The sequence below is a fragment of the Pseudomonas protegens genome (genome assembly GCF_003363755.1).
Taxonomy (GTDB): domain Bacteria; phylum Pseudomonadota; class Gammaproteobacteria; order Pseudomonadales; family Pseudomonadaceae; genus Aquipseudomonas; species Aquipseudomonas danubii.
This window is the reverse complement of record NZ_CP031396.1, coordinates 1,211,412-1,226,283: the sequence shown is the minus strand read 5'-3', so window position 1 is coordinate 1,226,283 and position 14,872 is coordinate 1,211,412. Positions and strand designations below refer to the sequence as shown.

16 protein-coding genes are annotated in these 14,872 nt (G+C 63.8%); 9 read left to right on the top strand and 7 right to left on the bottom strand.

Annotated elements, in window-relative coordinates; all coding sequences use genetic code 11:
* Positions 1–80 precede the first annotated feature (80 nt).
* Both phnX and DWF74_RS05205 read right to left on the bottom strand, forming a co-directional pair.
* Positions 81–908: a phosphonoacetaldehyde hydrolase gene (phnX, locus tag DWF74_RS05210; protein WP_110596148.1), complete on the bottom strand. Its 828-nt coding sequence runs from the start codon at positions 906–908 to the stop codon at positions 81–83.
* A 102-nt stretch (positions 909–1,010) separates the two neighbouring features.
* Positions 1,011–2,120, bottom strand: coding sequence for a 2-aminoethylphosphonate--pyruvate transaminase (locus DWF74_RS05205; RefSeq protein ID WP_115580521.1), 1,110 nt, complete (start codon positions 2,118–2,120; stop codon positions 1,011–1,013).
* Positions 2,121–2,230: 110 nt separating this feature from the next.
* Here DWF74_RS05205 and DWF74_RS05200 point away from each other — a divergent pair, with 110 nt between their 5' ends.
* Positions 2,231–3,091 carry a LysR substrate-binding domain-containing protein gene (locus DWF74_RS05200; RefSeq protein WP_102864666.1) on the top strand — a complete coding sequence of 287 codons (861 nt, stop codon included), beginning with the start codon at positions 2,231–2,233 and terminating at the stop codon, positions 3,089–3,091.
* Between the two features lie 67 nt (positions 3,092–3,158).
* Here DWF74_RS05200 and DWF74_RS05195 read toward each other — a convergent pair whose 3' ends face one another.
* Complete coding sequence (locus DWF74_RS05195) at positions 3,159–4,046, bottom strand: LysR substrate-binding domain-containing protein (protein WP_102864667.1); 888 nt, start codon at positions 4,044–4,046, stop codon at positions 3,159–3,161.
* A gap of 288 nt (positions 4,047–4,334) precedes the next feature.
* On the opposite strand from DWF74_RS05195, the gene DWF74_RS05190 reads away from it, so the two are divergent.
* The 3 genes from DWF74_RS05190 (at position 4,335) to DWF74_RS05180 (ending at position 7,975) form a co-directional block, all read left to right on the top strand.
* Positions 4,335–5,660 carry an MFS transporter gene (locus tag DWF74_RS05190; RefSeq protein ID WP_102864668.1) on the top strand — a complete coding sequence of 442 codons (1,326 nt, stop codon included), beginning with the start codon at positions 4,335–4,337 and terminating at the stop codon, positions 5,658–5,660.
* A gap of 99 nt (positions 5,661–5,759) precedes the next feature.
* Positions 5,760–7,151 carry an FAD-dependent oxidoreductase gene (locus DWF74_RS05185; RefSeq protein WP_115580520.1) on the top strand — a complete coding sequence of 464 codons (1,392 nt, stop codon included), beginning with the start codon at positions 5,760–5,762 and terminating at the stop codon, positions 7,149–7,151.
* A gap of 119 nt (positions 7,152–7,270) precedes the next feature.
* Positions 7,271–7,975: a YebC/PmpR family DNA-binding transcriptional regulator gene (locus tag DWF74_RS05180; protein WP_060840179.1), complete on the top strand. Its 705-nt coding sequence runs from the start codon at positions 7,271–7,273 to the stop codon at positions 7,973–7,975.
* A gap of 68 nt (positions 7,976–8,043) precedes the next feature.
* Here DWF74_RS05180 and DWF74_RS05175 read toward each other — a convergent pair whose 3' ends face one another.
* The 4 genes from DWF74_RS05175 to zapE all read right to left on the bottom strand — a co-directional run bounded on the left by DWF74_RS05175 (position 8,044) and on the right by zapE (position 11,543).
* Positions 8,044–9,357: a leucine-rich repeat-containing protein kinase family protein gene (locus DWF74_RS05175; protein WP_115580519.1), complete on the bottom strand. Its 1,314-nt coding sequence runs from the start codon at positions 9,355–9,357 to the stop codon at positions 8,044–8,046.
* Between the two features lie 89 nt (positions 9,358–9,446).
* Positions 9,447–9,815 (bottom strand): hypothetical protein, encoded by a 369-nt coding sequence (locus tag DWF74_RS05170; RefSeq protein ID WP_115580518.1) that lies wholly within the window; start codon positions 9,813–9,815, stop codon positions 9,447–9,449.
* Entirely contained in the window at positions 9,802–10,416 is a 615-nt protein-coding gene (locus DWF74_RS05165; protein ID WP_115580517.1) for a hypothetical protein, read from the bottom strand. Before DWF74_RS05165 ends, DWF74_RS05170 begins: the two co-directional genes overlap by 14 nt.
* Positions 10,413–11,543 carry a cell division protein ZapE gene (gene zapE / locus DWF74_RS05160; protein ID WP_115580516.1) on the bottom strand — a complete coding sequence of 377 codons (1,131 nt, stop codon included), beginning with the start codon at positions 11,541–11,543 and terminating at the stop codon, positions 10,413–10,415. Before zapE ends, DWF74_RS05165 begins: the two co-directional genes overlap by 4 nt.
* A gap of 237 nt (positions 11,544–11,780) precedes the next feature.
* Between zapE and DWF74_RS05155 the strand changes: the two genes are divergently transcribed.
* The 5 genes from DWF74_RS05155 to DWF74_RS05135 all read left to right on the top strand — a co-directional run bounded on the left by DWF74_RS05155 (position 11,781) and on the right by DWF74_RS05135 (position 14,825).
* Positions 11,781–12,281 (top strand): Csu type fimbrial protein, encoded by a 501-nt coding sequence (locus DWF74_RS05155; RefSeq protein WP_102864675.1) that lies wholly within the window; start codon positions 11,781–11,783, stop codon positions 12,279–12,281.
* A gap of 104 nt (positions 12,282–12,385) precedes the next feature.
* Positions 12,386–12,925, top strand: a complete 540-nt coding sequence (locus tag DWF74_RS05150) for a Csu type fimbrial protein (RefSeq protein ID WP_102864969.1) — start codon at positions 12,386–12,388, stop codon at positions 12,923–12,925.
* A gap of 20 nt (positions 12,926–12,945) precedes the next feature.
* Positions 12,946–13,482, top strand: coding sequence for a Csu type fimbrial protein (locus DWF74_RS05145; protein WP_102864676.1), 537 nt, complete (start codon positions 12,946–12,948; stop codon positions 13,480–13,482).
* Between the two features lie 4 nt (positions 13,483–13,486).
* Positions 13,487–13,987: a Csu type fimbrial protein gene (locus DWF74_RS05140; RefSeq protein WP_102864677.1), complete on the top strand. Its 501-nt coding sequence runs from the start codon at positions 13,487–13,489 to the stop codon at positions 13,985–13,987.
* A gap of 46 nt (positions 13,988–14,033) precedes the next feature.
* A complete protein-coding gene (locus tag DWF74_RS05135) occupies positions 14,034–14,825 on the top strand; it encodes a fimbrial biogenesis chaperone (RefSeq protein ID WP_102864678.1) in 792 nt (263 codons plus the stop codon).
* Positions 14,826–14,872 lie beyond the last annotated feature (47 nt).

Genomic DNA, 14,872 nt, shown 5'->3' with positions numbered 1-14,872 from the left:
AGGGCCCTGGCGGGGCAATGCCCGATAAAAAAACGGCGGTGCCAGGAGCGCCGCCGTTTGGTTGTGGAGCTGGGGCCTGATCAGTGGCTCTGGGGCATCTCTCCTCGGGCCAGGCGCTGGTTGATGTCGGCGATGACCTGAGGCAGATCGGCAATGGTGTCGATCATGTAGTGCGGGCGCGAAGCCTCGAACAGTTTATGGATGCGCTTGCGCTCGCTGGCCAGGGTGTCGCTGGCCAGGGCACGGAAGCCGTCATAGCTCAGGCCCAGGGCGTTGCCCGAGCAGATCAGGGCCACGGTCCACATGCCGGCGCGACGGCCCTCGAGAATCCCTGGCACGGTGTCGTCGATCTTCACGCAGGCGGCAACATCATCGATGCCCAGGGCGATCACATTGGCCAGGGCCTGGGCCGGCCAGGGGCGACCGTTGGGCACTTCGTCGGTGGCCACTACATGGTCGGCGACGTAGCCGTTGCTGGCGGCCAGGGTCACCACCTTGTCCATCACCTGCTTGGGGTAGCCGGAGCAGGAGCCGATCTTGATGCCTTGCTCGCGCAGCTTGGCAATCACTTCCAGGGCGCCGGGAATCAGTGCCGAATGCTCGGCGATTTTCTCGATCTGCAATGGCATGAAGCGCTCGTAGATGGCTGTGACGTCGGCATCGGTGGGTGTACGACCGAAGACTTTACGGTAGCGCTCGGCCACCTCCGGCAGGTCGCACAGGGTGCGGATATGGTCCCACTTACCCATGCCCATGGGGCCGCGGGCTTCTTCGATAGACACCTGCACATCGAATTCGGCAAAGGCTTCGACAAAGATCTGCGTCGGAGCGAAGGAGCCGAAGTCCACCACGGTGCCGGCCCAGTCGAGGATCGCTGCTTGCAACTGAGAAGGGTTGCTGTAGTTCATGGTTTCAATGCCTGTGTAGGAGCGAGTTTGCTCGCGGAAAAAGGTTCGGGATCGCAGCGCCTGTTTCGCGAGCAAGCTCGCTGTTGCAGGCACGGCGGGGAGTCAGATGTTCTGGACTTCCATTTCCTGCAGTACCTCGGCGATGGCGGCGACGGCGGCCTGCATGCCGCGGCGGTCGACGTGACCGATGCAGCCCACGCGGAAGGTTTCGACTTGGGTCAGCTTGCCCGGGTAGAGGATGTAGCCCTTGGCCTTGACCCGTTCATAGAAGTCCTTGAACTGGTAACGCGGGTCTTGCGGGGCATGGAAGGTGACGATGATCGGCGCCTGGATTGCTTCCGGCAGAAAGCTGCGCAAGCCCAAGTTCCCCATGCCTTCCAGCAGTGTCCGACAGTTGTCGGCGTAGCGCGCATGGCGTGCCGGCAGGCCGCCTTCTTCGTTGTACTGCAGCAGGGCTTCATGTAACGCAGCGACCACGTGGGTCGGCGGGGTGAAGCGCCACTGGCCGGTCTTGGCCATGTAGCTGTGCTGGTCGTGCAAGTCCATGGCCAGGGAATGGGCGTTGCCCGCCGCCTGGGCCAGGGACTCCTTGCGGGCGAAGACAAAACCCATGCCGGGCACGCCTTCCAGGCATTTGCCGGAGGCGGCGATCAATGCGTCGAAGGGGATTTCCCGGGCATCGATGGGCAGGGCGCCGAAGGAGCTCATGGCATCGATGATCAGGCGTTTGCCGTGGCGGGCCACGACCTGGGCGATCTCCGGCAGCGGGTTGAGGATGCCGGTGCTGGTTTCGCAGTGGATCAGGGCCACGTGGCTGATGCGGTGGTCGGCCTGGAGCAGGCGCTCGACGTCGGCGGCGGTGGTGGGTTCGTCCTCGGCGGTTTCAAAGGTGCTGAAGTCGCGGCCGAGCACTTCGCAGATTTTCGCCAGGCGCTTGCCGTAGGCACCGTTGATCAGCACCAGGACCTTGCCGTTGCGGGGCACCAGGGTGCCGATGGCGGCTTCCACGGCGAAGGTTCCGCTGCCTTGCAGGGGGACACAGTGGTGGCTGTCGGCGCCGTTGACGATGGCCAGCAGTTGCTGGCACAGGCTGGCTGTCAGTTGGTTGAAGCGCTCATCCCATGAACCCCAGTCCACCAGCATCGCCTGGCGGGTGCGGGCGGATGTGGTCAGGGGCCCGGGGGTAAGCAGGATTGGCTCGGCGATGCTCATGCTGTGTCCTCGAAAATGATGGGATGAAGCTACGGGGACTAAATTGCAGTTTGCCTTGTCATCAATCAAATTGTTTGTTGTTATGCCAGCCATCAGTGAGGCCGATAGCTATGAACCTGTTTCAACTCCGCGCATTCGACGCCGTGGCCCGTGAAGGCAGCTTCACCCGGGCCGCCGGGCGGCTGTTTATCAGCCAGCCAGCGGTGACCGGGCATATCAAGGCCTTGGAAGAGCATTACCAGATCACCCTGCTGCGGCGCACTGCGCGCCGGGTGGAGCTGACCGAGGAAGGCATCAAGCTGGCGGCCATCACCCGGGCCATGTTCGGCCTGGCCGAAGAGGCCCAGGCCATGCTCGAGGCCAACCGGCAATTGCTGACCGGGCGCCTGGAAGTGGCGGCGGATGGCCCGCACATGGTGATGCCGATGCTGGCCAGCCTACGGGCGAAGTATCCGGGAGTGACGGTCAACCTGCGCCTGGGCAATGCCCAGGAAACCCTGGCGGCGCTGCTGTCGGAACACGCCGACGTGGCGGTGCTGACCGAAGTCGAGCCGCGCAAGGGCCTGCACCTGCAAAGCCTGGGTGAGTCGCGGATGTGTGCCCTGGTGCCCCAGGGGCATCCCTGGCTGGAGCTGCCCGAAGGCATTGCCATCGAACAACTGGATCAGGTGATCATGGTGCTGCGCGAACCCAGTTCCATCACCCGGCGCACCTTTGATGAGGCTTGCGTGTTGGCCAGGGTCCAGCCCCGCGTGCTGCTGGAACTGGACAGCCGCGAGGCGGTGACCGAAGCGGTGGCGGCGCAGTTGGGCGTCGGGATCGTCAGTTCAGTGGAAGTGGGGCACGACCCGCGGGTGTGCACGGTGCCGATTCGTGGCGCTGGCCTGATCAACCGGCACATGCTCGGTTGCATGGAACGGCGCCGTGACCTGCGCCTGATCCAGGCGTTTTTCGCCCTGGCTCCTGCCTGACCGCCCCGTAGCAACTGGCTTGTCAGCGAAGAGGCCCGAGGGATCGCCTTCGCCGGCAAGCCGGCGCCTACGGAGCGGTGGGGGAGGCCAGGCTTTCGCGTACCAGATCGAGAAAGGTCGCGACGATCCGCCGTGAACTCTGCTCGCGCAGGCACACCAGGGTTTCGGTCATGCGCCGCTGGCAGTCGATGATCGGCAGGGCGCAGACCCGGGAGTCGGCGCCGAACTCCGCCGCCGAGACCACCCCCACGCCAATCCCCACCACTACCGCTTCTCGCGCCGCTTCCCGGCCCTCCACCTGGATGGTCGGGCGAATCCGCAGGCCGGCCCGGTTCATTTCCTCTTCCAGGGTCTGCCGGGTTACCGAGCCGACTTCCCGCAGCACCAGGGGCGTGTCGTCCAGGTCGGCCAGGCAGATGGACTGGCGATCGGCCCACGGATGATTGCGCGAGACAAAGGCCACCATCGGGTCGTTGCGCAGGGTCAAGGACAGCAGGCGCTCGTCATCCACCTCCCGTCCCAGCAGGGCCAGGTCGGCCTGGTAGTTGAACAGACGCAGCAGGGATTCATCGGTGTTGCCGGTCTCGATCTTCACATTGATCCCGGGGTACAGCTCGCAGAACCGGGCGATCTGCGGCAGCACATGCACCGGGGCATCCACCGCCAGTACCAGGCTGCCGGTCTGCAAGGCCTGGGAATCCTGCAACAGTTCCTTGGCTTCGGCCTCCACCACGAACAGGCGCTGGGTGATGGCCAGCAGGCGTTCTCCCAGATCCGTGAGGCGTACCGAGCGTTTGTTGCGATGGAACAGGATGACGCCGAAGCGCTCTTCGAGCTTGCGCACCTGATCGGAAATCGCCGGCTGGGTGAGAAACAGGCGTTCGGCAGCCTTGGTGAAGTTGCCGTGCACGGCCACCGCATGAAAGGCCTTCAACTGTGCGTGGGAAACCGACATGGGCAGATCCTCTTACAAGCTGGGCTTATATTTGAAATACGATAAATCGATTTCACTTATTAGTTGGTAATTGCTTCCATCTTTCAAGGCCCGGGTGACCCGTCAGTCGACCCGTACCCGGCCCTGATGCCTGTGCGTGCACCTCCAAGTCCCGAAACAGGGAAAGCAACAGGACTCATCTGACCAGCAGTGCCTGCCTCAAGGGCTCTGCTGCAGTGCTCAACAATAAAAAACACAGGCGTTTGTTCCTCATTCTGCCGGCACACTCACCCTGAGGTCAGAACCACAATGAATAAGCACAACGGCACCATCAAACGTTGGCGCGTGCAGATTTTCGCCATCACCTGGATCGCCTACGCGGCGTTCTACTTCACCCGCAAAGCCTTTTCCGTCGCCAAACTGGGGATCGCCGACGATCCCGACTTCACCCTCGACAAGATGGCCATGGCCAACCTCGATGCCATCTACCTGGCGGCCTACGCCGTGGGCCAGTTCACCTGGGGGATCTTCGCCGACCGTTTCGGCCCGCGGGTGGTGGTGCTGGGCGGCCTGCTGATCTCCGCGGCCGCGGCCCTGGTCATGGGCAGCTTCGCCACCTTGCCGGTGTTCGCCACGTGCATGCTGATCCAGGGGCTGGCGCAGTCCACCGGCTGGTCCGGGCTGTGCAAGAACATGGGCAGTTTCTTCCCTGCCCGGGAGCGTGGCCGGGTCCTGGGGCTATGGAGTTCCTGCTACGCCTTTGGCGGGCTGGTGGCGTCGCCCTTTGCCGGCTGGTGGGCCTATACCCTGATCGGCACCTGGCATGCGGCGTTCATCTCCAGCGCAGTGGTGGTGGGGCTGACGGCGGTGCTGTTTTTCATCTTCCAGCGCAACACCCCGCAGGATGTGGGTTTGCCGGCGGTGGAGCCATTGGCGCCACAGAGTGCCGAGGAGGAGGCCGCCGAGCGCCGCCTGAGTGTCTGGGAGCCGTTGCGGGAGATCCTGCGCAATCGCACGGTGCTGGTGCTCGGCCTGTCGTACTTCCTGCTCAAACCGGCGCGCTACGCGATTCTGCTGTGGGGACCGGTGATCGTTTATGAGCAGATGCCGTCGGTGGGCAAGGTGGGGGCGGCGATCGTGCCCACCACCTTCGAGCTGGCCGGGCTGCTGGGGCCGATCATGATCGGCCTGGCCTCGGACAAGCTGTTCGGTGCCCGGCGCATGCCGGCCTGTGTCCTCAGCCTCTTGGCGCTGACAGTGTCCCTGGCGCTGTTCATGGGGGCGCTGCACACCGGCAGCGTGCTGCTGGTGATGCTGCTGCTGTTTTTCATGGGGCTGACCCTGTACGGGCCGGACTCGATGATCAGCGGCGCGGCGGCCATTGATTTCGGTTCGGCCAAGGCCGGGGCCACGGCCGCAGGCTTCGTCAATGGCTGCGGCTCGGTGGGGGCAGTACTGGGGGGCTTGTTGCCGGGCTATTTCGACACGGTGACGGTGTTCATCGTGTTTGCCGGCTGTGCCCTGGTCTCGGCGCTGTTACTCATGCCGTTCTGGAACAGCCGACCCCATGGGAGCGAGCCGGTGCGCGGGCTCGTTCCCAATGGACCGTTGTTGATCAAGCCGTTGCGTTCCTGACTTTTCTGACCCTTCGCCGGCAAGCCGGCTCCTACGAAGTGTTGTAGGCGCTGGCTTGCCAGCGCACCCACTTGCCGTTTTTTTCCTGGAGACTCACCCATGCGACCTTTCTGGCTGGAACAGGCCCTGCAACAGGAAACCCTGGACCCCTGTCCGCCTCTGCAGGGCGATACCACCTGCGAGGTGGCCATTGTCGGCGGCGGCTACACCGGTTTGTGGACCGCCATCATGCTCAAGGAGCAGAACCCCGGGCTGGATGTGCTGCTGATCGAGGCGGATATCTGCGGCGCCGGTGCCAGTGGGCGCAATGGCGGCTGTGCGCTGTCCTGGTCGGCCAAGTACTTCACCCTGGAGCGTCTGTTCGGCATCGAGGAGGCGGTGCGCCTGGTCAAGGAGTCCGAGCGCAGCATCCACGCCATCGGCGCATTCTGCGAGCGCTATGGAGTGGAGGCTCACTATCGCCTCGACGGTACCTTGTACACCGCCACCAACCAGGCCCAGGTCGGTTCCACCGACGGGGTGATCGCGGCCCTGGAACGCCGGGGCATCAATTCCTTCGAGAAGCGCCCCTTGGCCGATGTGCAGCGCATGGCCGGTTCCAGCCAGCACCTGGAAGGCTGGTACTCGCCGGCCGCCGCCAGTGTGCAGCCGGGGTTGCTGGTGCGTGGCTTGCGTCGGGTGGCCTTGCAATTGGGGGTCAGAATCCATGAGCACAGCGCCATGACCGGGTTGGAAGAAGGGCGCCCGGCGCGGTTGCGCACCCCTTTGGGACAGATCCGTGCCCAGCGTGTGGTGTTGGCGATGAACGCCTGGATGGCCCGGGCCTTTCCGCAGTTCGAACGCAGTGTGGCGATTGTTTCCAGTGACATGCTGATCACCGAGCCGCGTCCGCAACTGCTGCAGCAGATCGGCTTGACCAGCGGGGTGACGGTGCTGGATTCGCGGATCTTCGTGCACTACTACCACAACACTCCCGACGGCCGGATCATGCTCGGCAAGGGCGGCAACACCTTTGCCTACGGTGGGCGCATGTTGCCGGTGTTCGACCAGCCGTCGCCCTATGCCGGGTTGCTGCACAAGAGCCTGGGGCAGTTCTTCCCGGCCTTTGCCGAGGTGCCGGTGGCCGCGACCTGGAACGGTCCGTCGGATCGCTCGGTCACCGGGTTGCCCTTCTTCGGCCAGATGAGCCGCGCCGGCAACCTCTTCTATGGGTTCGGCTATTCCGGCAGCGGCGTGGGCCCCTGTCATATGGGAGGGCAGATTCTCGCATCCCTGGTCCAGGGCCTGGACAATCCCTGGACCCGTTCGCCCCTGGTCAACGGTCCCTTGGGTTACTTCCCCCCGGAGCCGATCCGCTACCTGGGCTCGCTCATGGTGCGCAACGCCATTCGCCGCAAGGAGCGGGCCGAGGATCATGGGCGTCGGCCGCGGCATCTGGATGTGCGTCTGGCGCGTTTCGCTGCGGCCGCTGGCAAGGCCGACAAGGGCTGAAGCCTGGCGGGGTAGGGCCGGTCGCTGACTTTTTGGTCGATCAGGGCCCTGAGGACGTATAAACTTGCCCATCGCGTCGGCCAAATCCAACTCGACGCCATAGATCAAGAGAGTGAGTAATGGGCGCACAGTGGAAGGTTAAACACAAAGAAGCGGCAGCCAACGCCAAGGGCAAGATCTTCGGCAAGCTGGTGAAAGAGATCACCATTGCCGCACGTAACGGCGCTGACGTCGCCACCAACGCCCACCTGCGGCTGGTGGTCGAACAGGCCAAGAAGGCCTCGATGCCCCGCGAGACCCTTGAGCGCGCCATCAAGAAAGGTTCGGGCCAACTGGGCGAGACCGTGCAGTACCACCGCGTGACCTACGAAGGTTTTGCCCCGCACCAGGTGCCGCTGATCGTTGAATGCGTGACCGATAACATCAACCGCACCGTGGCGGAAATCCGTGTGGCCTTCCGCAAGGGCCAACTGGGTGCTTCGGGTTCGGTGTCCTGGGATTTCAACCACGTGGGCATGATCGAAGCCTCGCCGGACAGCCCGGACGCCGATCCGGAACTGGCCGCCATCGAGGCCGGTGCTCAGGATTTCGAACCGGGTGAAGAGGGCGCGACCCTGTTCCTGACCGAGCCTGCGGACCTGGATGCCGTACAAAAGGCATTGCCCGAGCAAGGTTTCACCGTGTTGTCGGCCAAGCTGGGCTATCAGCCGAAGAACCCGGTGAGCGGCCTGAGCGATGAGCAGATGGCTGAAGTCGAGGCCTTCCTCGAAGGCCTGGACAACCATGACGACGTGCAGGACATGTTCGTCGGCCTGGCGGGTTAAGACCGCGATTCGCCGGCCAGCCGGCTCCTGCAAACCTCTGTAGGAGCCGGCTGGCCGGCGAAGCTGTTTTAAAGCCCCGCCAATTCCTCACAGACCAGGGCAAAGTCCGGTCGTGCCAGCACCTCTGGCTGACAGCAGCGCTGCACCAGCGCCGCCAGTTTCTGCCGCTGTTCCAGGCTCAGCGAGCCATCCCCGCGCTCCAGCAATTCTTCCAGCAAGACACCGAAGGCCCGCACTTCCAGGCGTTGCAGCGCCCGGCTCTCTGGGGTGTCGTCCTTGGCATGGAAGGACGCCGCGCCAAAATCCCCCAGCAGGCAGTCGCCTTGTTCATTCCACAGGGTGTTGTGGCCGTAGAGGTCGCCGTGGGTAATGCCCTGGGCATGCAGGTGGGCACCCACCGCAGCGATGCCGCGGGCGATTCGCAGAATCACGCCGGCACGGTAGTGCGCGTTATCCGGGTAGATATCCCGGGAGCAGGAATCCAGGCTCGGCAGCGCCGCAAGGTTGCGGTAGCTGGGGTCGATCAGTTGCATCACCAGTCCGTTCTGGCCCTGGGGATGCTCGACGATGCGGCCCTCGACCCGGATCAGGTTCGGATGTAACCCGGCACTGATACAGGCGTTCATTTCATGCAGCGGCGAGCCATCGCTGGTCATCTCGCCCTTGTACAGCTTGACCGCCACCGCGCGGGCGGGCTCTCCCGTCGGCTGCCACCACGCTTGGTGAATCACCCCGGAGGCGCCTTCGCCCAGGCGTTGCTCCAGGCGCAGTTCGTGCCAGGGGATGGTGCGGGTGGACTCCAGGGCCTGGGCGTCGGCCTCGGATTCCAGTGGATTGCCGGCATAGGCCAGCCAGGTCAGGCGCGGCAGGGCCAGGAGGAACGGCGGCAGCTCGGTCAGGCGGTTGGCGGCGATCCGCAGCAGCTCCAGGTTGTGGCACTGGCCCAGGCTCTGGGGCAGGGCGGTCAGGCGGTTGCCGGCCAGCATGAGCTTTTGCAGCAGCGGGCGCTGGCCCAGCTCTTCGGGCAGTTCACTGATGCGGTTGTCGGTGAGGATCAGCCAGCGCAACTGCGGCGGCAGGGCGGCGGCCGGGACCCGTTCGATGCGGTTGGCCTTGAAGCCGATCATGCTCAGTTGCGCGCAATGGCCGAGGCAGGCCGGTAGTTCACTGAACTGGTTGTCCGAGCAGAACAGGATGCGCAGGTGGGTGAGCCGGTGCAGGTCGTCGGGCAGGCTGCTCAGTGCATTGCCGCTGAGGTTGAGGATTTCCAGCGAGTCGGCCAGATCGAAGATCTCCTGGGGGAACTCGGTCAGTCCACAGGACAGGTCCAGGCGCTTGATGCCGGCCAGCTGGCCGGCCCGCAGTTGAGCAAGGGTATCCATGAACAGCGTCAGTACTCGAAAGAAGAAAAAGGCGGGCAGAATAAAGCAGTTCGGTGGTTTTGGCTGCCTAAGCGGCCATTGGATGAGTGCTATTGGGTTTCCAGCAACCTGAAGGTCAACGCGCCCGCTCCCTGTACGTAGTCGGCAATCAGGGTAAGGTCGGTCTTGCGGCCTTTGGACCACAGCTGGCAGGCCACTCTCATGACGGATGGCTCGGTGTCCAGCGGGTAAAGGTCCAGGGCGACCCGGCCGCTGCGGTCCGGCTGGAATGCCCGATCATAGGGCGCAGGGGCCAGGTCCACGGCCTGTTCTCCCGAGCTGTCCAGCTCTTCGAGGATTTCTGCATAAATGGCCGGGCTTACGCCAAATGCCGCCAATACCGTTGGCTGGGCATTTTCAATAGCGCGCAAGAGCGCCGCTGCCAGTCGATAAATCTCTTTGCGGTCAAATTCTTGCATCTTGCAGTGCTTCAGCTAACCGGCGAAATGCCGCGGGGTGCCTGGGGTTCCTGGCTTCAGCCAGCATCGACTCCAGGCTGTGGTGCTCCAAGGTGTATTTTACCGATCCGGTGGCGGCTCTGCCCAGCGGGTTTTCCAGGTCGAAGTCGCTCTCCAGGGTTGCAAGCAAGTAGGCGCCCTGGCGGCTCCATTGGTTGAAACGCATGACGTGGCGGTCATCCAGAATCACCGCGCCTTCCTGCTTGTCATCCGAGAAATGGAAAGCCAACTGCGAAGGGGGCAGGTTTTGCTGTGCCGCAAGGCGTTTCCTGTACTTGAGCACGGACGTCAGGCGGGCCCCAGGGGCCAGGCTGAAGCCACTGCCGACCCGTTGCCGGTCAAGGAAGTAGCACTTGAACAGCACCTCCAGGGTTCGCTGGTGGTAGCGCGTCGTGCAGATTTTTTCATACTGGTGAAAGTCCTGGGGCTCGCCGACCCGCTCATAGCCTTTGGCCGCCAGTTCGGCTGCCGAGAAACTCTCCAGGCCAAATAGCCGGGAGTGCTTGAGGGTTGAATCTTGCAGGTGCAGGCACACCAGCTCGCAAAAGCTGATCGAACTCATGTGGCTACTCGCTCAAGCGGGTGCCCGGGACCGATTACCTGCAATTGCCCGAGGCGGCTGCGGGTGCGCGCCAGGTCGATGGCGTGGCCGCCGAGACACTCGTGCAGCGGGCGCTGGCCGATCAGCTGCAGGCGTTTGTCCTGGTCGTAGAGCACGTCGATCAGGTTGATGAAGCGTTGCTGGGCGGCGATCGAGCATTCTCCCAGCTCCGGCAGTTCGTCGATGATCCAGGTGTCGAAGTGGCGACTCAGTTCCAGGTAGTCCATGACGGCCGTGGGCTGTTCGCACACATCGTTGAATTCAAAACGGATGCTGCGCTGCTGGATCTGGCGCACGGTCAATTGCCGGGCGCCTACTGTCAGTTGCGCCGCTGGGGCATGGCGCTCGGGCAGTTCCAGGGCCTGGCGCTGGGCCGGGGTGCCGGGCCACACATAGTGACCCTGGGTGAAGAGCTGCTGATCGTGGGAGCGGGCCTGGCTCCGGTAGTCGTGGGGGCCTCCCACCTCCATCACCTGCATGCGCCCGTTGATCAGTTCGATCACCGGCTTGAAGCGGGCGTGGTACAGCGGGTTGGGCAGCAGGCCCTCGGGGGCGTAGTTGGAGGTCAGTAACAGCGTGATGCCGCGGTTGAACAGGGCCTTGAACAGCCGGGTGATCAGCATCGCATCGCCAATGTCATGGACATGGAACTCATCGAAGCAGAGCACTCGGCACTGGTTGAGCAGTTCATCCAGGGTGGTTTCCAGAGCGTCGGCCTGCTGCTGATGGCGGAACATGCCCTGGTGCAACCGGGCGAAGAAGTCGTGGAAGTGCAGGCGCTGTTTTTCGGCGATGGGCAAGGCGCGGAAGAAGCCGTCCAGCAACCAGCTCTTGCCCCGGCCGACGGCGCCGTACAGGTACAGGCTCTGGGCCTTGCCGGAGGATTGCGTCAGGTCCTCGGCCTGCCGGGCCATGCAGTCGATCACCCGCAATTGGCTGTGGCTGAGGGTGTATCCCAGGTCCCGGGCCTTGTGGCGAAAGTAGTCATGAATCACGCCACCGGCACCGTTCGGGCGGCGCAAGGCTCGGGCGAACAGGCGTCGCCAGGGTGATTGAGTCTGTGCAGGTGTTGGCGGTAAAGCGGCCAATGGTGGTTACCCCGATGATTCCAGGCCGCCTACCTTAAAAGCGGCGCGACAATTTAACCAATAGAAAACCCAACAGCCAGTGATCTCGAAAAGGCATGGCGGCGATAGACGGTCATTCACACCGGGCAGGCCGATTAATACGCTAACTGGCAGTTTCGCCCGCGGTTGCTAACCTGATTTCAGCGAATGCTCCTCATAAGGATTGAGGCCTTGAATGGATATAAGGGTTTGGCAGTCATGAGCGCGTTGCTCAGCGCGACGGCAGGGGCCGCGGATTTGCAGGTGCAGGTCCGGGTCGATGTGCAGCGTGGCTGCCAGTTGGTGGGTCAGCAGCGGGAGGCGGGTGTCGAGCAACTCGGTACCTTGGACTTTGGCAGTACTGCGCGCCTGAACGATCCGGCGGGGCCTTTGGCTGCGGCATGGGTCAGTGGTCGCCTGCCACGCCTGGAGTGCAATCCCGATACCCCTTATCAGATGCGCATCGACGGCGGCCTGCATGGCGGTGTCGGCGAGGTGCGTTACCTGGCCAGCAACAGTGCGTTGGGCAAACCCATTCCTTATCGCCTCTACCAGGACTCGGCCCGGCGCATTGCGTTGCCGGTGAATGTCCCGGTCAGTGGACGGGTGCCGGACTCCGGCACTGTGGATCTGCCCCTGTACGGGCGCATTGAACCTCTGGCCGAGATTCCCCGGGCCGGGGGCTATTCCGATGTATTGAAGGTGACACTGACCTGGTGAGGTCGGGGGTATGACAGCTGCCACGGGGGACCCGGGCAGAGCAGGGACAGCCGTTCAGGTTGAACGGCTCACGTGGGAGTCCTGATGGAACCGGGATGGGTGCAATGAAAGGCAGGACCTGGACGATCGTCGCCCTGGGCTCGCTGTGTCTGCTGGTTGATGATGCCCAGGCGGCGATCAGCGGGCAGATCCAGGCGCGCCTGGTGATCACTGCCAGTTGTCAGGTGAGCAGTGGCGGCAGCGCGCCCTCCACGAACCCCATCAGCAACCTGGGCATGCTCGACTTCGGGCAGCAGGGGCCGACCTGGGTCAACCCCATCAAGGCCAGCCTCACCGACAGTGCCGAAGGCCAGTTGCAGGTGGCCTGCAATCCCTCGGTCACCGGTTTCACCGTGACCATCAATGGCGGCCTCAACGGCGACGGTACAACCCGGCGTTTGAGCAACGGACGCCAGACCATTCCCTATCGATTGTTTGTCGATGCATCCGGTAGCGACAGCTACAGCATCGGCCAGCAGCGCAATTTCGCAGTGAGCAGCGGCAGGCGGATTCCCATTCCGGTGTTCGGCTCTGTGGTCGCGAATACCCGCGCGGTTCCGGCAGGGGTCTACACCGACACCCTGACCATCACGCTGGATTGGTAACTCACGAGAGGACGCACATCATGCACGCGCTTGTATCCAGGATTGGCTGGCCCTTGTTGGGACTGGTCATGGTTTCCACGGCCAACGCCGCCACTACGGTCACCGGTCAGATCAGCTCGACCCTGATCCTCACCAGCAGTTGCCAGGTCAACGGGGTGGGCGGCAGCACCGGTCTGAACTTCGGCGCCTTGAACTTCGGCACCACCAACAGCCTGTTTACGACGGCCACTGGCCAGGTGCTGGGGGGCGGTGGCGGGGCTCTGTCGATTCTCTGCTCCAGCGGCACCACACCCAGCCTGACCATCCAGGGCGGCAACAATGACGGTATGTCCTCGGGTGGCACCCGGGCGTTGTACGACGGGGTGGCCAACTATGTGCCCTACGACCTGTACACCGACTCCGGCCACTCGCAGATCGTGGCGATCAATGGGGTGATCAACCTGGCGCCGAGCACCGGGGTCGCGCAGACCGTGAACCTCTATGGCCAGGCCGTGGGCAAGGCCGGGCTGCCGGCCGGCACCTACACCGATACGGTGTCCGTGCAGCTGACCTTCTGATGCCATGGCCAGCCAAGGTCTTGCGCTGTTTGCCCTGATCTGCGCCAGTGCCTGGCCGGCGTGGATCTGGGCGGCCACCAGCCAGAACTTCCAGGTCAGTGCCACCATCACCGCCGGTTGTCTGGTGGTGGGCGGTGTCAGCAACTACGGCAGCCTGTCCTTCGGCAGCCAGTCGGCGCTGTCCACCAGCACCGTGCGAGTGGCGTTGATCGGGGGCGTGCAATTGCAGTGCACACCGGGAGTGGCCTTGAACATGACCGTGGACGGCGGCCAGTACAACAGCAGCGGGCGACATATGCAGCTCAATAGCGGCAGTGCCCGGGTGGCCTATCAGTTGTTTCGCGATGCGGCGTACAGCCAGAGCCTGGGCATAGGCCAGAGCGTGGCCGTGGCTTACAGCGATGCCAATAACATCAGCCTGCCGATTTACGGGCAGGTGCAGTTGCCGGGCAATCAGCCTGGGGGGACTTACAGCGATGTGCTGCAGGTGCAGCTGTCGTGGTGATGGGGCGAGTCGACAACCAGTCGGCAGGCGGACAAGGAGTAGCAGTATGCATTTACCTTTGCGGGGCCTTTGGGCCACCGGTTACCTGATACTGGCCGGAGTGTTGTCTGGCGTGCCCAGGGTCCAGGCCGCCAGCTCGGTGCTGATCTGGCCGATCGATCCGGTTCTGGAGGCGGATCAGCAAGCCAGTGCACTGTGGCTGGAAAACCGCGGTACTGAAACCGCCAACCTGCAGATCCGGGTGTTTGCCTGGAGCCAGAGCGGTTTTGCCGACCAGTACCAGAACCAGCGCGACGTCATCGGCAGCCCGCCGGTGGCGAAGATCGAACCCGGGCAGAAGCAACTGGTGCGCCTGACCCGAACCCGTGAGGTGCCGCCGGGGCAGGAGCTGGCGTACCGGATCATCATCGACGAGATTCCTTCGGCCAAGCCCATCACCCCGGAAGAGGGGGCCAAGAGTGCGGCGGCGATCCGCTTCCAGATGCGTTACTCGGTGCCGTTGTTCGCCTATGGCGCCGGCCTCTGGAGCAAGGAAGACACTTCCCGCCCTCGCGATCCCAAGGGCGCCGGTGTGCCGGACCTGAGCTGGCGCAAAGTGGCGGTGGACGGCCAGACGTTTTTCGAGCTGCGTAACCAGGGGGCCGTGCACGCACGCCTGACCGATGTGGCGTTCAAGCAGGGCGGGCAGACCCGGCCGCTGGCGCCGGGCTTGCTCGGTTACGTGCTGCCCGGGGCGGTCATGCGCTGGCCGGTGACGGCCCCCCTGACAATGGATTCGACCCTGCAACTGCGGGTCAATGGCGCGCCGCAGGTGCAGAGTCTGGCACCTGCGCACTGATCCACTGCAGTCATGCAAGCGCCTGCCAGGTGGCGCTCGGAAGAGGT